Source organism: Pedobacter sp. Leaf132 (genome assembly GCF_920984695.1).
Classification (GTDB): Bacteria; Bacteroidota; Bacteroidia; order Sphingobacteriales; family Sphingobacteriaceae; genus Pedobacter.
Window position 1 is genome coordinate 637,748 of record NZ_CAKLBO010000001.1, and the last position, 15,660, is coordinate 653,407.

General features: G+C 35.0%; 15 protein-coding genes. 11 read left to right on the forward strand and 4 right to left on the reverse strand.

Annotated features, from left to right (window positions below; translation table 11 throughout):
* Nucleotides 1-188: 188 nt before the first annotated feature.
* Nucleotides 189-2,411, reverse strand: coding sequence for a transglycosylase domain-containing protein (locus LUA86_RS02755; RefSeq protein ID WP_231459026.1), 2,223 nt, complete (start codon nucleotides 2,409-2,411; stop codon nucleotides 189-191).
* 70 nt (nucleotides 2,412-2,481) lie between these two features.
* The gene (locus LUA86_RS02760) at nucleotides 2,482-5,151 is read right to left on the reverse strand and encodes a gliding motility protein (RefSeq protein WP_231459027.1); all 2,670 of its coding nucleotides are present in this window, start codon (nucleotides 5,149-5,151) and stop codon (nucleotides 2,482-2,484) included.
* A gap of 214 nt (nucleotides 5,152-5,365) precedes the next feature.
* On the opposite strand from LUA86_RS02760, the gene LUA86_RS02765 reads away from it, so the two are divergent.
* The 8 genes from LUA86_RS02765 (at nucleotide 5,366) to atpG (ending at nucleotide 11,681) form a co-directional block, all read left to right on the forward strand.
* Complete coding sequence (locus LUA86_RS02765) at nucleotides 5,366-5,590, forward strand: AtpZ/AtpI family protein (RefSeq protein ID WP_231459028.1); 225 nt, start codon at nucleotides 5,366-5,368, stop codon at nucleotides 5,588-5,590.
* Between the two features lie 145 nt (nucleotides 5,591-5,735).
* The gene (locus LUA86_RS02770; protein WP_231459029.1) at nucleotides 5,736-6,164 is read left to right on the forward strand and encodes a hypothetical protein; all 429 of its coding nucleotides are present in this window, start codon (nucleotides 5,736-5,738) and stop codon (nucleotides 6,162-6,164) included.
* 14 nt (nucleotides 6,165-6,178) lie between these two features.
* On the forward strand, nucleotides 6,179-7,378 hold the full coding sequence (gene atpB, locus LUA86_RS02775; protein ID WP_231459030.1) for a F0F1 ATP synthase subunit A: 1,200 nt from the start codon (nucleotides 6,179-6,181) through the stop codon (nucleotides 7,376-7,378).
* 37 nt (nucleotides 7,379-7,415) lie between these two features.
* On the forward strand, nucleotides 7,416-7,622 hold the full coding sequence (gene atpE, locus LUA86_RS02780; RefSeq protein ID WP_010601523.1) for an ATP synthase F0 subunit C: 207 nt from the start codon (nucleotides 7,416-7,418) through the stop codon (nucleotides 7,620-7,622).
* Between the two features lie 89 nt (nucleotides 7,623-7,711).
* Nucleotides 7,712-8,206: a F0F1 ATP synthase subunit B gene (locus LUA86_RS02785; RefSeq protein ID WP_231459031.1), complete on the forward strand. Its 495-nt coding sequence runs from the start codon at nucleotides 7,712-7,714 to the stop codon at nucleotides 8,204-8,206.
* A 101-nt stretch (nucleotides 8,207-8,307) separates the two neighbouring features.
* The gene (gene atpH, locus LUA86_RS02790) at nucleotides 8,308-8,847 is read left to right on the forward strand and encodes an ATP synthase F1 subunit delta (protein ID WP_231459032.1); all 540 of its coding nucleotides are present in this window, start codon (nucleotides 8,308-8,310) and stop codon (nucleotides 8,845-8,847) included.
* 291 nt (nucleotides 8,848-9,138) lie between these two features.
* Complete coding sequence (gene atpA, locus LUA86_RS02795) at nucleotides 9,139-10,713, forward strand: F0F1 ATP synthase subunit alpha (RefSeq protein WP_231459033.1); 1,575 nt, start codon at nucleotides 9,139-9,141, stop codon at nucleotides 10,711-10,713.
* 80 nt (nucleotides 10,714-10,793) lie between these two features.
* Nucleotides 10,794-11,681 (forward strand): ATP synthase F1 subunit gamma, encoded by an 888-nt coding sequence (atpG, locus tag LUA86_RS02800; protein WP_231459034.1) that lies wholly within the window; start codon nucleotides 10,794-10,796, stop codon nucleotides 11,679-11,681.
* An 80-nt stretch (nucleotides 11,682-11,761) separates the two neighbouring features.
* Here the strand turns inward: atpG and LUA86_RS02805 are convergent, their stop codons facing one another.
* On the reverse strand, nucleotides 11,762-12,391 hold the full coding sequence (locus tag LUA86_RS02805; RefSeq protein WP_231459035.1) for a PKD domain-containing protein: 630 nt from the start codon (nucleotides 12,389-12,391) through the stop codon (nucleotides 11,762-11,764).
* A gap of 165 nt (nucleotides 12,392-12,556) precedes the next feature.
* On the opposite strand from LUA86_RS02805, the gene LUA86_RS02810 reads away from it, so the two are divergent.
* From LUA86_RS02810 to LUA86_RS02820, 3 genes are all read left to right on the forward strand, one after another.
* The gene (locus LUA86_RS02810) at nucleotides 12,557-13,321 is read left to right on the forward strand and encodes a 5'-nucleotidase, lipoprotein e(P4) family (RefSeq protein ID WP_231459036.1); all 765 of its coding nucleotides are present in this window, start codon (nucleotides 12,557-12,559) and stop codon (nucleotides 13,319-13,321) included.
* A 57-nt stretch (nucleotides 13,322-13,378) separates the two neighbouring features.
* Nucleotides 13,379-13,597: a hypothetical protein gene (locus LUA86_RS02815; RefSeq protein ID WP_231459037.1), complete on the forward strand. Its 219-nt coding sequence runs from the start codon at nucleotides 13,379-13,381 to the stop codon at nucleotides 13,595-13,597.
* A gap of 461 nt (nucleotides 13,598-14,058) precedes the next feature.
* Entirely contained in the window at nucleotides 14,059-14,907 is an 849-nt protein-coding gene (locus LUA86_RS02820; RefSeq protein WP_231459038.1) for a DUF4349 domain-containing protein, read from the forward strand.
* Between the two features lie 149 nt (nucleotides 14,908-15,056).
* Here the strand turns inward: LUA86_RS02820 and ruvC are convergent, their stop codons facing one another.
* Nucleotides 15,057-15,644, reverse strand: a complete 588-nt coding sequence (gene ruvC / locus LUA86_RS02825) for a crossover junction endodeoxyribonuclease RuvC (protein ID WP_231459254.1) — start codon at nucleotides 15,642-15,644, stop codon at nucleotides 15,057-15,059.
* Nucleotides 15,645-15,660 lie beyond the last annotated feature (16 nt).

Consider the following 15,660-nt stretch of genomic DNA (forward strand, 5'->3'; position numbering starts at 1 on the left):
TATGGGATTTTGTAATGTGCTTTAATAAAATTTTGGGCGTGCCCCCAAGCTGCGCAAGGGGTCAGGCTATTCGCTTCAAGTCCGCACCCGATAAAACCTGTGAAACAAGAAAGCAGACCTTTTAAAAATTTTAGGCAGAGCTTAAATCGGGTTTGCGGGCTTTTACGCTGCTATCCTTCACGCAAAACCTAGAAGCCTAATCTTTCGTCAAGCTCTGTAGTGCCTTCTTCTTGCTGTTGGTATTGGTTACAGTCAAACACAATGGAAACACCGGATTTCGGTGCTTCAAAATCTGCGTGGCTAATCTTCAGCTTCGGATTGGCGTAAACACGTTTAATAAAGCCTGCAAAAATTGGTAAAGCCGTATTTGCACCTTCACCAAGGTTGGTACTTATAAAGTGAAAAGCACGGTCTTCGCAACCTGTCCAAACCCCGGTAACCAATTGCGGCGTAATTGCCATAAACCAACCATCAGAGTTATTCTGCGTTGTGCCGGTTTTGCCACCTATTGGTGCATTAACGTGGTATTTGTAATTTAATCTTGACCCCGTTCCACCTGTTACTACACCTTTAAGCATTCTGGTCATCACATAGGCCACTTCTTCGCTCATAATTGGTTTAGGTATTGGTTTCTGAGAAAATAACACCACGCCATTTTTATCTTCAATTCTTAATAAATAAACTGGTTTCGTGTAAACGCCTTTATTGGCGAAAGCGCCATAAGCCCCAACCATGTTATAAATTGATGAATCAAAAGTACCCAAAGCAATTGAGGGATAAGCCGGAACATCTGGAATACCCATTTTAGTGGCTAAAGTTGATACCGCAACCGGCCCAACCTGCTTCATTAAATATGCCGTAACATAATTCTGAGAAAAGGCCAGTGCTTTTTGTAATGTTATAGAACCCGCTAAAGGTTTTCCTGAAGATTTTGGTGTCCATGGGTCGCCATAACCATCAATAGTAACCGGAACATTTGGAACGGTTAAGCATGGTGAAAAACCATTTTCAACGGCTACAGCATAAGTAAATGGTTTAGCTGTTGAACCAACTTGTCTGGTTCCCATTTTTACCTGGTCATATTTAAAATGCTCATAGTTTATACCGCCAACCCAGGCTTTTACATATCCTGTTGATGGGTCCATACTCATCATCGCATTGCGCAAAAGCATTTTATAATAACGAACAGAATCTATAGGCTTCATAGTAGTATCAACATTACCTTTCCAGGTGAAAATGGTTAATTCTGTAGGTGTGTTAAATTCTGTTTTAATTTCTTCATCGGTTTTACCATCAAGTTTGGCAGCCTTATAACGGTCAGAACGTTTAATGCCCTGTTCAATTTGTAAGGCTTTGTCTTTAAAAGGATTTCTTCCTTTCCAGCTGTTAATAAACTGTGCCTGAAGCGTTTTCATGTATTCTCTTTGAGCAGCTTCGGCATATTCCTGCATATCGTAGTTTAATGTTGTGTAGATTTTCAATCCATCACGGTCTAAATCATACGATGAACCATCAGGTTTAGTGATACCTTGTTCCTCGAAAATATTTTTAATATCTGCTTTAAGTACCGATCTAAAATATGGCGCAATACCATCATTAACAGTTGCAGCATTAAAACGTAAACCAAGTGGTTTTTCTTTCTCGATATCAAACTGGGTTTGAGTCATATAATCAGACTTCACCATCATGGCCATTACTGTATTTCTACGACCTCTTGATCGCTCCGGATTGCGGGTAGGAGAATACATGGTAATACCTTTCTGCATACCAACTAATGTTGCTGCTTCGGTAATGCTTAATTTATCTGGTGTTGTATTAAAGTAAACTCTCGCTGCCGACTTAATACCATAAGCCTGGTTGCCAAAATCTACTGTATTTAAGTACATGGTAATAATCTCTTCTTTGGTGTAGTTGCGCTCTAACTTAACCGCCACAACCCATTCTTTAAATTTTTGCATTACCCTTTTAAAGAAATTTCTTTCCCTGCCTTCCTCAGAAAATAAATTTAAGGCCAGCTGCTGCGTAATTGTACTGCCGCCTTGCTTTTTACCAATTAAATTGTAGCCTATTATGGTAAATGTTCTTTGAAAATCTATACCTGAGTGATCTTTAAAACGAGTATCTTCTGTTGCAATTAAGCTATTAATTACATTCGGGGAAATATCTTTATAGCTAACATTTGAGCGGTTTTGAACAAAATATGTTCCTAAAGGTCTGCCATCATCTGCAATAATTTCTGAGGCCTGATTGCTTTTTGGGTGTTCAATATCTCTAAATGAAGGCAAAGTTCCGAAAAGACCGAAGCCAAGCATAGAGATAAAGATGGCAAAGATTGCAATTCCACCAATTACAATTTTCCATATCCTTAAATTATACCTTTTAATATCAGCTTCTGAAATAGATTTTTTCATTCGTGTAATGTTGTTTTTGTTGTTCTGAACCTTTAAACATTAAAGAAATTAACGTTTATTAATTCATGCACTAATAATTGTTTTTGTAAAACTCAATATATTCGTCAATACTATTCTTACTTGTGAGTTTATCGAAATTCTCTTTACTTATAATAAAGCTTCTGTATTTTGTAACTGGCACTTTCATTATATTTTTCAACTGCCCTTTTATACTTTCTTCATAAATCTTGGCATCTTCCATATCTACAAAGCTTGTTACGTAAATTAGTTGGTTCTCATCTAACTCCACCAATTTATGGGCCAAATCATTATCCGGGTAATTACCTCTGTTAAATTGGCCAATTCCAAATCTGGAAGAGCTCAAAGTTAAGGATGCATCCGAAACATCTATCACATAATAATAAGTATTTGATGTAGCAACACTAAAAATGCTGCTTGGTTTGTTTTCTGCAGGTTTATTTGCCGCAACCGCTTCAGGCTGTTTTACCGTTATTGGAGCTGGTTTATTATCTGCTGCAGCATTAATGTTTTCTATTGGTTTAGGCTTGCTTTCTGCATTTGGCGCTTGTGTAACAAAGCGAGGTTCATTAGAGTCGAAATCTACCAATGCCACCGGACGCAGTTTAAAAGCTTCAATATTTGCCTCAATATATTTTAAATGATCCCTAACCAACGGCACAATGATTAAATCATTAGGATATAATGCAGTAATCGAATTAAATTCATTTAATAAAGCATCCACTTTCGATGTTCTGCCAACTGCAATTGCTTTTAAATAGGCATATTGTGGTGCTAAGCCACTATTGGGATAAGCAAGAAGATTTTCATTTACCTGTTTAATCACATTGCTGTAATCTTTTCGGGCATAATTTTCAAAAACATTATTGTACTGTTCATTAATGGTGTTTTCTAACTGATCTTGTTTTGAAGAATAGGCAGGATCGATAATTATTTTTGCAAAATTTGATTGAGGAAATTTACTCAGCACCTGTTGCTTATAATCGTTCGACTTAGCTGGATCTGAATCTTTATAATTTAAGTATAAACTGTAGTAAATAGCATCCAAATGATTGTTTTCTGGATATCTCTTCAGTAATTCAAGGTAAATCTTATTGGCTTCTGCTACATCATTCAACTCTTGTTGATAAAAACTAGCTATCTCGAAATAGGCATCGATGATTTTTTGATTCGATGCTTGTAAAAGTTGAGGTGTTAAGGGTAAATTATCTAAAAATTTTTTCTCAATTGAAGTTTGAGAATTATCTGTCTGCGCATTTTGTACTAAAGATGGATTATTTCCTAATGCCACATTTCCACCGGCTAAAATCTGGTTATTATCCTGAGCAGAAGAACGCACGCTTTGTCGCCAGTTATCTTCTAATTGTCGGTTACCCCAGCGCTTTTTAAAATCAGCAAAGCCATTACTTATTGCTGTACTATTATTAAAGTAAAAAGTATTGCCCGCACCATTTGATAAATTTGAATTTAACGATTGATTAGGCATAGCAATATTGTTTAGGAGTTCATTGCCTGTAGAGCTTACTGGTATAGAAACATCTACCTTTGGACGTAAATAATCTTGTACCTTAGCAGCACGCTCAGCTTCGGGCAAACGAGCTATGAATTGAGCTGTATCTTCTTTAGAAATTAGGTTAAATCTATCTGCTAAATACTGTAAGTTATTTGCTTTTTTAACGATGTTATCGTAATCAGAGAAACTTTTTGGCAAAATAGTTACCGCACTATCATAATATAATTTTGCTCTGATGTAATTTTTAAACTCTTTAAAATTTAAATCTGCAACTCTTAAGTAAGATAAAGCTTTTTGATTCTGGTTTTTAGTGCTTTTCTGTATCGATTTTTGGTAATTTTCTTCCGCTTTCAAATAATTACCTTCGGTTGAGAAAAGTTCGCCAACCTGATAATAGATTTGATCTGTATAATCGAAGTTTTTATCATCCTTTAATAAAGTTAGCAAGGCTTGCTCCTCATTAATTTTATAGCCACTTATTATTGCCCTAAGTTTAATGCGATTTAAATTTGCGTGGAAATACATCTCGAAAGGCGCATTGCTGTTTTCTACTTTTGTAAAATTGATAAAAGCATTTTGATAGTCTTTTTCCTTCTCCTGTAGCTGTGCAAGAATGTATTGCCATCTAATCCTAAGCTGCTTTTCATCAGCAAGCCTGATTGCATTTTCTAAAAGTAAAATAGCTTCTTTGTTTCTTTTTTGATAAATGCGCATTTGTGCTGTTGTAGCCAATGGCTCGGCGATGTCTTTTTTCAAATTATCTGCAGAGCGAAGCATGGTGTCTAAAATTTTATCGGCGAAAGCCATGTTATTTAACTGCATCTGGCTTCTTGCCTTCCAGTTCATAGCCATTACAAAAGCTTTCAAATTACTATTGTAGGTTTTTGCTACGTAATCAAAATATTCTGATGAAATAAAATAATTCCCTTTCAGGTAATTGGCACGGCCAAGTAACATGTATGCATCGTCGATATAATTACTAAAGCTTTTCTCATTAATAATTGCCTGTCCTTTAAAAATAACTTCATCTAATTGTTTATTCTCCATTCCTGGAGTTAAAACCAGATTTACCTGAGGCTCGGGATCTAAATAAACAGGAAGAATTTGCTCGTAATTATCTGCATAACTTTGTAATAAGCTTTCGTTATACTCAGTTAGTAAAACATTTGAATTATATATATAGTTATATCTTGCCGTAAGGTTTTGCATCTTACGATCTAGGCCTGTATTCTTATTGGCTACACAACCAAAGACGAATAATAAGCTTATGAATAAAAGGATGGGAGATAAAGTTTTTAAGGTATATTTTTTCAAGTATTATTGATTGCTTTTTTAATATATACAATAACAAAATGTAAGTAAAATTATTTTACTTAGCAATAGATTTAATTACTCAAAGTTAATTATTTATTATATTAAACCGATGGATAAACCTAAAGACGAGAATAACGGAAAGAAGTATAGCGGGATGGCAAAATATTCTGCCATTGGTTTTCAAATGATTGCAACAATTGGCTTATTAACCTTTATTGGTTATAAAATTGATGAATATCAGAAAAATGAATCAAATATTATTACTGCAATCTTTGCTTTAGTTGGGGTTATTTTAGGTTTATATCAGGCCATAAAACAAGTTACAAAGCCATAATTTATCTTCTTTAATACTGATTCTGCGTAATCAACCATCTCAAATTGTCAGGATTACCTGATATTCTTAACTATATATCCACTCATTTTCGTTTCTTTTTTGAATGTTTACATAATGTAGCGACTTGGTTTTAAAAATCTTATCTTTGCAGAAGTTTAATAATCAAGAAAATATCTATCAGAAATTGACCCTAACCAAATTTACCAGTTATTATTTTATTCTTGTTGGCTTACTAATTGGTTTTGCTGTTGCCTTACCATTAGTTTTTCCCGGACTGCAAATTCTGGTTGGTAGCTTTTGGCTAATTTTTGGCTTCATTGCAGGCATTACATACATCGCATATTTTTTAGCATACGTAGGTATAAACAGAAATCCCGAAGCGGGAGTAATGGCAATTTTAGGCTCTGTTATTTTGAAGATGATTTTTTGTATGGCTTTTGTGCTGATTTACAGTATAAATACAAAGGAAAACGGGCTTCTCTTTGTTGTTAATTTTTTTTCTGTTTATTTATTGTTTACAGCCTTTGAAATGTACTGTTTGTTACGTAACTTGCGCCACCAAAATTTAAAGTAAAAAACTGCCAATAAATGGATTTTAACCAAGTTTTTATGTCGAAAGTTGTTAAGGTAATTGTTGTTTTTACGCTTTTAACGGCGTTTTTATCTATCAAAAATAATACTTTCGCTCAAGTTGATAGTGTAGCTTCTTTACCTGTAGATACTGCTGTAGCACCTACTCAAGAAGCTGGCGCTGTTGTAAATCACAGCGAAGCGCATGAAGAAAAAGAAAAAGGTTTTGATATCACTTCTTTCATTTTTCACCACATTAGCGATAGCCACTATTTTACACTTTTTGGTCACGGAGACCATGGTTTCCATTTACATTTACCAATTATTCTTTGGACAAACAGCGGTTTAGTAACTTTTAGTTCATCAGATTTCAAATTTAATGATGATGGCACTCAGGTTGTTGAAAAAAATGGACAACGTTTTGCAATGGCACATAATAAAATTTATTATGCCAATGCAACTGCAAATGAACATGGCGCTTTTGTTTCTCACGAAGTTAAAGATGGCGCTGAAGTTGTAACCAATGCTCGTCCGCTGGATTTTTCTATTACTAAAAACGTTTTCAGTATGCTTTTATCAGTAATAATATTGGTAATTGTGTTTACAATAGTTGCTTCATCATACAAAAAAAGACAAGGCAAATCTCCAAAAGGTATGCAGTCTTTCTTAGAGCCAATCATTTTATTTGTTCGTGATGATATTGCCAGACCAAACTTAGGTCATAAGTATGCAGCTTTCATGCCTTACTTACTATCTGTGTTTTTCTTTATCTGGTTAAACAACATTTTAGGTTTAGTTCCTTTCTTCCCGGGAGGCGCTAACGTAACAGGTAATATTGCTTTAACGGTTGTTTTAGCTGCCTGTACATTTTTAATCATCACTTTTAAAGGTAACAAATACTATTGGGGGCACATCCTTAATCCTCCTGTGCCTTGGTGGCTAAAGCCATTAATGATTCCTGTTGAGATTTTTGGTATTTTCACAAAGCCAATCGCTCTTGCAATCAGGTTATTTGCAAACATTACTGCTGGTCACATCTTGGTAATGTCTTTATTATGCTTAATTTTTATTTTTAACTCGCTTTGGATTGCTCCGGCTTCAATTTTCTTTGCTGTATTTATCGGCTTAATTGAATTTTTGGTTGCGTTTATCCAGGCGTTTATATTTACCATTCTTTCGGCCTTATTTATTGGTATGGCTGTAGAAGAACACCATTAAGAACATTATTGTTAAATTAATATAAATAAATCAGAAAATGACTGGAACATTAGCTGCAATCGGCGCAGGCTTAGCTGCAATAGGCGCTGGATTAGGTATCGGTAAAATTGGTGGATCTGCAATGGAATCTATTGCTCGTCAACCAGAAGCCGCTTCAAAAATTCAAACTGCTATGCTTATCGCTGCAGCCTTTATCGAGGCGGTTGCTTTATTCGCAGTAGTAGTTTCTTTGATTGCAAAATAATCAAAGAAAAACTCTACAAGAACCTTTTCGGGATTGCCGCGAAGGTTCTTGTTTAAATTACGTTGTTAAAAGAATATTAATTATATAAGATGGATTTATTAGTTCCTGAAATTGGCTTGTTGGTATGGAATACCATTGCATTTTTACTATTGGTTTTTCTATTAGGTAAGTTTGCCTGGAAACCGATTATGAATGCTATCCACGAGCGTGAGCAAAGTATTGATGATGCTTTGAACAAAGCTGAGTTAGCAAAACAAGAGATGGCTCGTTTAACAAGTCAGAATCAAGATTTAATGCAACAAGCACGTGCTGAACGCGATGAAATTTTGAAAGAAGCTAAAACATTAAAAGACAGCATTTTAAACGAGGCTAAAAAACAAGCTCAGGTTGAAGGTGCTAAACTGATTGAAAAAGCTAAAATCGAAATCGAAAACCAAAAGAAAGTTGCTTTAGCTGAAGTTAAAGGTCAGGTTTCTACATTATCGTTAGAAATTGCGGAACGTGTTTTACGTAATCAATTAGATGATAAAGCTAAACAAGAAGTTTTAGTAGCCGACTTGTTAAAAGGCGTTGAATTAAACTAGGTTATAAGTATTACGTTTTAAGTTTTAAGTATTGGGCTATAGTTTAGGGTTAACCGCAATTATAACTTACAACTTATCACTTACAACTTACAACTCAAAATATGTCAGAAATTAAAGTTGCAAGCAGGTATGCCAAATCATTAATAGATTTAGCCGTTGAAAACAACGCTTTAGAATCTACTTTTAATGATATGGTTTTATTTGAAAAGGCAGTTGATGAAACTCCTGAACTAGAAGCGATATTAAAAAACCCAATTGTACCTTTAGATAAAAAGACTGGTATTTTAAATGGTATTTTTGCTGATAAAGTAAGTAAGTTAACGATTGCTTATTTTAAAATTGTGGTAAGTAAAGGTCGTTCGGCTATATTATTTGCTACTGCAAAACAATTTGTGGAGCAGTATAATAAAATTAATGGTATTGTTACTGCTGATGTAATTTCTGCAACGGTTTTAAGTGCTACAGCCAAAGAGGAAGTTATTGCCATTGTTAAAAAAGAATTAGGCGCTAAACAAGTTATTATTAACGAAAAAGTTGATGAGAAACTTATTGGTGGCTTTATTTTAAAAGTTGGTGATAAACAATTTGATGCAAGTATTGCCAGCGGATTGAATAAGCTTAAAAAAGAATTTGCTGTTTAGTTAGTATTGAGATTTGAGTATTGAGTATTGAGATTTGAGTATTGAGTATTGAGATTTGAGATTTGTGAATTGAGATTTGAAAATTGAGGGATACTGAAAAAACAAAAGAACTACAGCATAAAATAATATAAACCCGATTGACAGCGGAAATACTTTTGCAAACCTTATAGCTTAAATATTAAGGTGCAAAATAAACCTATAAGGTTTTAGTAAAAGATTGAAGCAGAAAGCGGGACTAGAATAACAAAAGAACTACAAGATTTACATTTACAAAAAGATATAATTAAAATTATGGTAGAGGTAAGACCAGACGAAGTATCGGCAATTATTAGACAACAATTGGCTGGCTTTAAATCAGAAACCGAACTGGAAGAAGTTGGTACCGTGTTGCAAGTAGGCGACGGTATTGCCCGTGTTTACGGTTTAACTAAAGTTCAATCGGGTGAGTTGGTTGAATTTGCAAACGGCCTGCAAGGCATTGTATTAAACCTTGAAGAAGATAACGTTGGTGTGGTACTTTTGGGTGCTTCTGACGAGATTAAAGAAGGTGATACAATTAAACGTACTAAGAAAATTGCCTCTATTAAAGTTGGTGAAGGTATGCTTGGCCGCGTGGTTAACACTTTAGGTGAGCCATTAGATGGTAAAGGACCAATTTTAGGCGACACTTACGAAATGCCATTAGAGCGTAAAGCTCCAGGTGTGGTTTTCCGTCAGCCGGTAAATGAGCCTTTACAAACTGGTATTAAAGCAATCGATGCAATGATTCCAATTGGTCGTGGTCAACGTGAGTTGGTTATTGGCGACCGTCAGATTGGTAAAACTGCAGTTTGTATCGATACCATTATCAACCAAAAAGAATTTTACGAAGCAGGCCAACCTGTGTATTGTATTTATGTAGCGATTGGTCAGAAAAACTCTACCGTTGCTAACATTGTACGTACTTTAGAGGAAAACGGCGCTTTACCATATACAGTTGTTGTTGCTGCTTCGGCTGCAGACCCTGCTCCAATGCAGTTCTACGCTCCGTTTGCTGGTGCTGCAATTGGTGAGTTTTTCCGTGATACTGGTAGACCGGCTTTAATTGTTTATGATGATTTATCTAAACAAGCTGTGGCTTACCGTGAGGTATCATTATTATTAAAACGTCCTCCAGGTCGTGAGGCTTATCCAGGAGACGTTTTCTACTTACACAGTCGTTTATTAGAAAGAGCCGCAAAAATTAACGCAAATGATGATATTGCACAAGCAATGAATGATTTGCCAGAATCTATTAAACATCTTGTAAAAGGTGGTGGTTCATTAACAGCGCTTCCAATTATCGAAACACAAGCTGGTGACGTATCGGCGTATATTCCAACTAACGTAATTTCGATTACTGATGGGCAGATTTTCCTGGAGTCGAATTTATTTAACTCAGGTATTCGTCCGGCTATTAACGTAGGTATTTCGGTATCACGTGTAGGTGGTAATGCTCAAATTAAATCGATGAAGAAAGTTGCTGGTACTTTGAAATTAGACCAGGCACAATACCGTGAGTTAGAGGCTTTCTCTAAATTCGGTTCTGATTTAGATGCTGCAACTAAATCTGTTTTAGATAAAGGTGCACGTAACGTACAAATGTTAAAACAAGCGCAATTTTCGCCATTAAGTGTTGAGAAACAAGTTGCAATTGTTTACGTGGGTACTAAAAACCTAATGCGTACTGTGCCGGTTGAGAAAGTAAAAGAATTTGAAACTGAATATTTAACACAATTAGAAATGCGTCATCCTGAAACTTTAGCGGCATTAAAAGCTGGTAAATTTGATGATAACATTACTGGTGTTTTAGATACAGTAGCAAAAGAAATTTCAAGTAAATACTAAGAATGTTATAGGTTTTAAGTTATAGGTTTTAAGTTTTACACTTACAACTTATAACTTAGTACTTACAACCAAAAATAAGAATGGCTAATTTAAAAGAAGTAAGAAACCGAATTGCATCGGTACAATCAACACAGCAGATTACCAAAGCTATGAAAATGGTTTCGGCGGCTAAGTTGAAACGTGCTACTAATGCAATTATCGCTTTACGTCCTTATGCAACTAAACTGAAAGAAATTTTAGAAAATCTTTCTGCAAGTTTAGAAGGTTCTTCATCGCCTTTTATTCAAGAGCGTGAACCTAATAAGGTTTTAATTGTTACTGTTTCATCAAACCGTGGTTTGGCCGGAGCTTTTAACATGAACGTAATTAAAGCGGCCAACAATTTAATTGCTGAAAAATATAGCAAGCAGTTACAAAATGGTAACGTTAGCATTATTTCTATCGGTAAAAAAACACAAGATTTTTACGAGAAACGCAAATACAATGTTATTGGCAACAATAACGAAATATATTCTGCCTTAACTTTCGAAAACGTAACTAAAGTTACTGATGCGATTATGGCTGGTTTTGAAAAGGGCGATTTTGACAAAGTAGAACTTGTATATAACCGTTTCAGAAATGCAGCGATACAATATATTACTACTGAACAATTACTACCACTTCAAAAAGCAGAAGAGCCTACAAAAGCTGAAGTTAAAGCAACAAATGTTGAATATATTTTAGAGCCTTCGAAAGAAGAAATTGTAGAGCAATTAATTCCAAAGTCAATTAAAATTCAGTTATACAAAGCGGTGTTAGATTCTCACGCATCTGAGCATGGCGCACGTATGACATCGATGGATAAAGCAACTGAAAACGCTGGTGAGTTATTAAAAGCCTTAAAACTTTCTTATAACCAAGCTCGTCAGGCAGCAATTACAACTGAGTTAACAGAGATTGTAAGTGGTGCAGCAGCATTGAACGGATAAACGACATTTGTCATCCTGAGCTTGTCGAAGGATTATCAAAAAAATCCCATTTCTTAATTGAATTGGGATTTTTTGTTATGTTATAAATTTTCTAGTATAGAACTAATACCTAATTCTCCTCGTGTCCCCAGTTGCACTTTAGTTTTATTATCTACAGAAAGAATATTATGCATAGAATCTTTTTGCCAAAACATGTCGTCAAAACGGAAAGCTTTTCCTTTGGCCATACCGCTAATATTTGTAACATGCAATAAATTGCCAGTAACTTGTAGGTTTACATAAATCGTGTCAGAAATTGCGTTTGGTTTTAATATTGATTTAACTGTATTAACCGGAAGATTTACGTAAGAATTCAAATCCAAATCAAAACTGCTGTTGTTTTTAATTTGATAGCTGATGTCACCAGGAAAGACTCTGATTTTAATCTTGGTGGCTTTATCATAAACAGTTAAAGTCACTTCAAAAACTCCTGAAGTTTTATACTGATGTTTAGCTTTACTTCCTGTAGTTTCAATGGTTCCATCGCCGTAATTCCAAATGTAATTACTTCCGGCAGTCGCATCTTTTGCTTCAAGTTCAATCGATTGTGTTAAGTACAGTGATTTTTTATCAATGCTGAATTCGGTAGTACTAATTTCCGGACTTTCTTTCTTGCATGCAACAAGAAAAAAAAAGGCCATGCTAAGCCCTAATAAAGATTTAAATTTCATAATATAGATTTATTTGTGTGTGATTCAAATCTAATTAAAAAACTCAACTAACAATGTAGTCGTTTGCCGATTTTATTATTTTATTATGAATGTTACCGATTCGGTTTTATAGTAAAATCTGCCATCAATTCTATAACACTTATCTTTGCTTTATAATTTTAAACAATGAGAAAATACAGCATCATCATACTAATACTTGCTCCATTTTTTGTAAAAGCACAATTACCTGCAAGAGATTACACCAATGCCGTTTTATGGCAGCAAACCTCAGGCGAATACAAAGCACTATGTTTTCAAGCATATAACTTTGCTCGTTTGTCTTTAAAGGAAGCTTTATGGGCCGATACCAGTAAAAAACCGAAATGTGTTATTGTAGATATTGATGAAACCGTATTAGATAACTCGCCGTTTCAAGGCCATGAAATTAAAAAAGGCTTAAGTTATAATCCTGCAGATTGGACAGAATGGACAAATTTATCAAAGGCAGATACTGTTCCGGGTGCTTTGGCTTTTTTAAAGTTTGCCCTCTCTAAAAACATCGAAACTTTTTACCTCAGCAATAGAGATGAGAAAGATTACAGCGCAACCCTTAAAAATTTGCAGCAATTTGGTTTCCCTTATGCAGATGATGCACATCTGTTGGTATCGAAAGGAACATCTAACAAAGAACCCAGACGGCAGAAAATTGCCGAAACACATAATATCTTAATGCTATGCGGCGATAATTTGAGCGATTTCTCTAACATTTTCTATCGCGAAAATAAAAATACTACAGAGCAGGTTAATGCAAATCAAACCTTATTTGGTGTAAAATATATTGTGTTGCCAAACCCTATGTATGGCGATTGGGAAAAACCTTTGTACAAAGGAGATAATTTAAACGATAAAGAGAAAGCAAAACAACGTTTAGAACGATTAAAAAGTTATTAAACTTTATAAATATTCGGCAATAAGTATTACTTTTGCTGCATCATAAAAATAAATATTATGGAAAACACAGAATTAAAGCACAATACAGAAAGTATGAAAACGGCTAACCAGCCAGGAATTTATAAATTGATGATTTTTGGTGTATTGGTTTGCATGGTTGGTACTTACGCTCGTTTTGCATTCGATTCATGGGTTTTATCATTAGTATCATGGATTATCCTTTTTATTGGCGCAATCATCAGCATCAAAGGTGTATTCAAAATTTTAGACGCATAAAATATTTTCTCTTTAATATAAAAGCCAATCATGTTTTAATTATGTGACTGGCTTTTTTGTTTGTCTATTTTTTTCTTTAGTAAAGCAAGGTTCGGTTTCGTTTTTTTACCGATAGTCCTGCCATTCGCTTTACTTGCCTCTTAAAAATTCGGCTACGTGTTCGCTGCTGTCAGGTTTAGTTTACACAGGTCAAGCTTAATATTTGTGGTTTTACAGGCAGAATTCAATATTCTTGACCACAGATTTACTGATTACAGGTCATTTTATAATCTGTAAATCTGTGGCTACAATTTTAACATAGCAACAATCTATATTTATCAACTATTAATTATGAGTGGGTTACCTAAATCACTTTTTTGTATAAAGGGAAAAAGACGATTAAACTAACCAAAACGTCAAGAAAAATCTAATGGCCATTAGATAATATTTTACAATGATTATAAAATTTAAACCATCAAATCATGAAAAGGAATATTATTGCTATAGCCATAATTTTAGGCTTGTTCGGCTGCCAAAATGCTGAAAAAAATCACGAATCTGTTGCATCAACTGATGCTGTAGCGCTTGACAGTGCTTCTGTGGCGAACGCCGATAACACTGAAAAAATTGTAAAAACTGCCGACATGCGGTTTCGCGTAAAAGATGTACAAAACACTAAAGAGAAATTAAGTAAGGCAATTAAAGCCGAGGGCGGCACTGTCGCAGAGTTTTCCATTCAAAGTGTGGTGCAAGGAACCGATAAGGTAAAACAGTCTACAGATTCTTTAAAAGAAATAACTTCTTACCGTACCGAAGGTTATCTGGTTGCAAAAGTGCCATCAGATAAATTAGATGAATTTACCAATACAATTGCTAAAATGGCGGTGTTTATCGATAATCAATCGCTCAAACTAGACGACCAAAGCATTGCTTATCTGGCTAATAAATTAAAGGCTGAAAACCGGATAGAAGCAGTTAGCAGAATTAATAAACTGGCGACAAAGAAAAGCCCGAATGTAGAAACCTCATTAATGATTAAAGATGATTTAATTGATAAGAAAATCGAAAATATGTTGATTGATAGCAAAGTGAAATACAGCAATATTACACTTAATTTTTATCAGGATAATACCATTAAAACGATGATTGTAGCAAATGACAATATTTACGATTATAAGCCTGCTTTCGCTACCCGTTTATGGTTAAATATTGTAAATGGCTGGAGTATTTTTATGGAATTTATTTTAGCAATCGCTAATTTATGGATGCTGATTTTAGTAGGGGTTTTAGGAGTGGTTGTATTTAGATATTACCGAGCAAGGAGAGCTTAAGCTTTCATCGCCACGTTATGAAAAGGCACGAAGCAATCTCTTTAGTTAGAAAGATTGCTTCGTGCCTCGCAATGACGGAATCGGAAAGAAAAAAGGAATTTACATTGTTGCTAAACCATCGGTCGGTATCTCACCGACCGAAATTAATTCTATTTCTTGGCTTTCGCCACCAAACCCTTAACCTTGGTTTTGTTATCCACAACAAATGATTCCCAGCCTGAATAAGTTTTTGATTTTCCACCGGTTGTTATCTTTTGAAACGAATGGCAAACCGCAACGGCTAAACCATCAGTTGCATCCAAAAATTCTGGGGTTTCTTTAAAGTTTAATAAGCGCTGCAACATGGCGGCAACTTGTTCTTTAGTGGCATTCCCGTTTCCGGTAATCGATTGCTTTATCTTTCTGGGCGAATATTCGGTTACAGATATATTTCTTGATAAAGCTGCTGCAATAGCAGTGCCTTGTGCTCTGCCTAGCTTTAAAAGCACCTGAATGTTTTTACCATAAAACGGAGCTTCAATTGCCAAAACATCAGGATTGTATTGGTCGATGAGGACAACGGTTTTTTCAAAAATGCGTTGAAGCTTAAGAAAAGGATCGTCTAAATGAGTCATTTTTACAACACCCATACTCAGCAGTTCGGTCTTATTTCCCTTCTCCAAAATTACTCCATAACCCATTACCGCTGTACCTGGGTCGATACCCAAAATTACCCTTTCCTTTTTTTCGCTCAACATTACAGCAATATTAAGC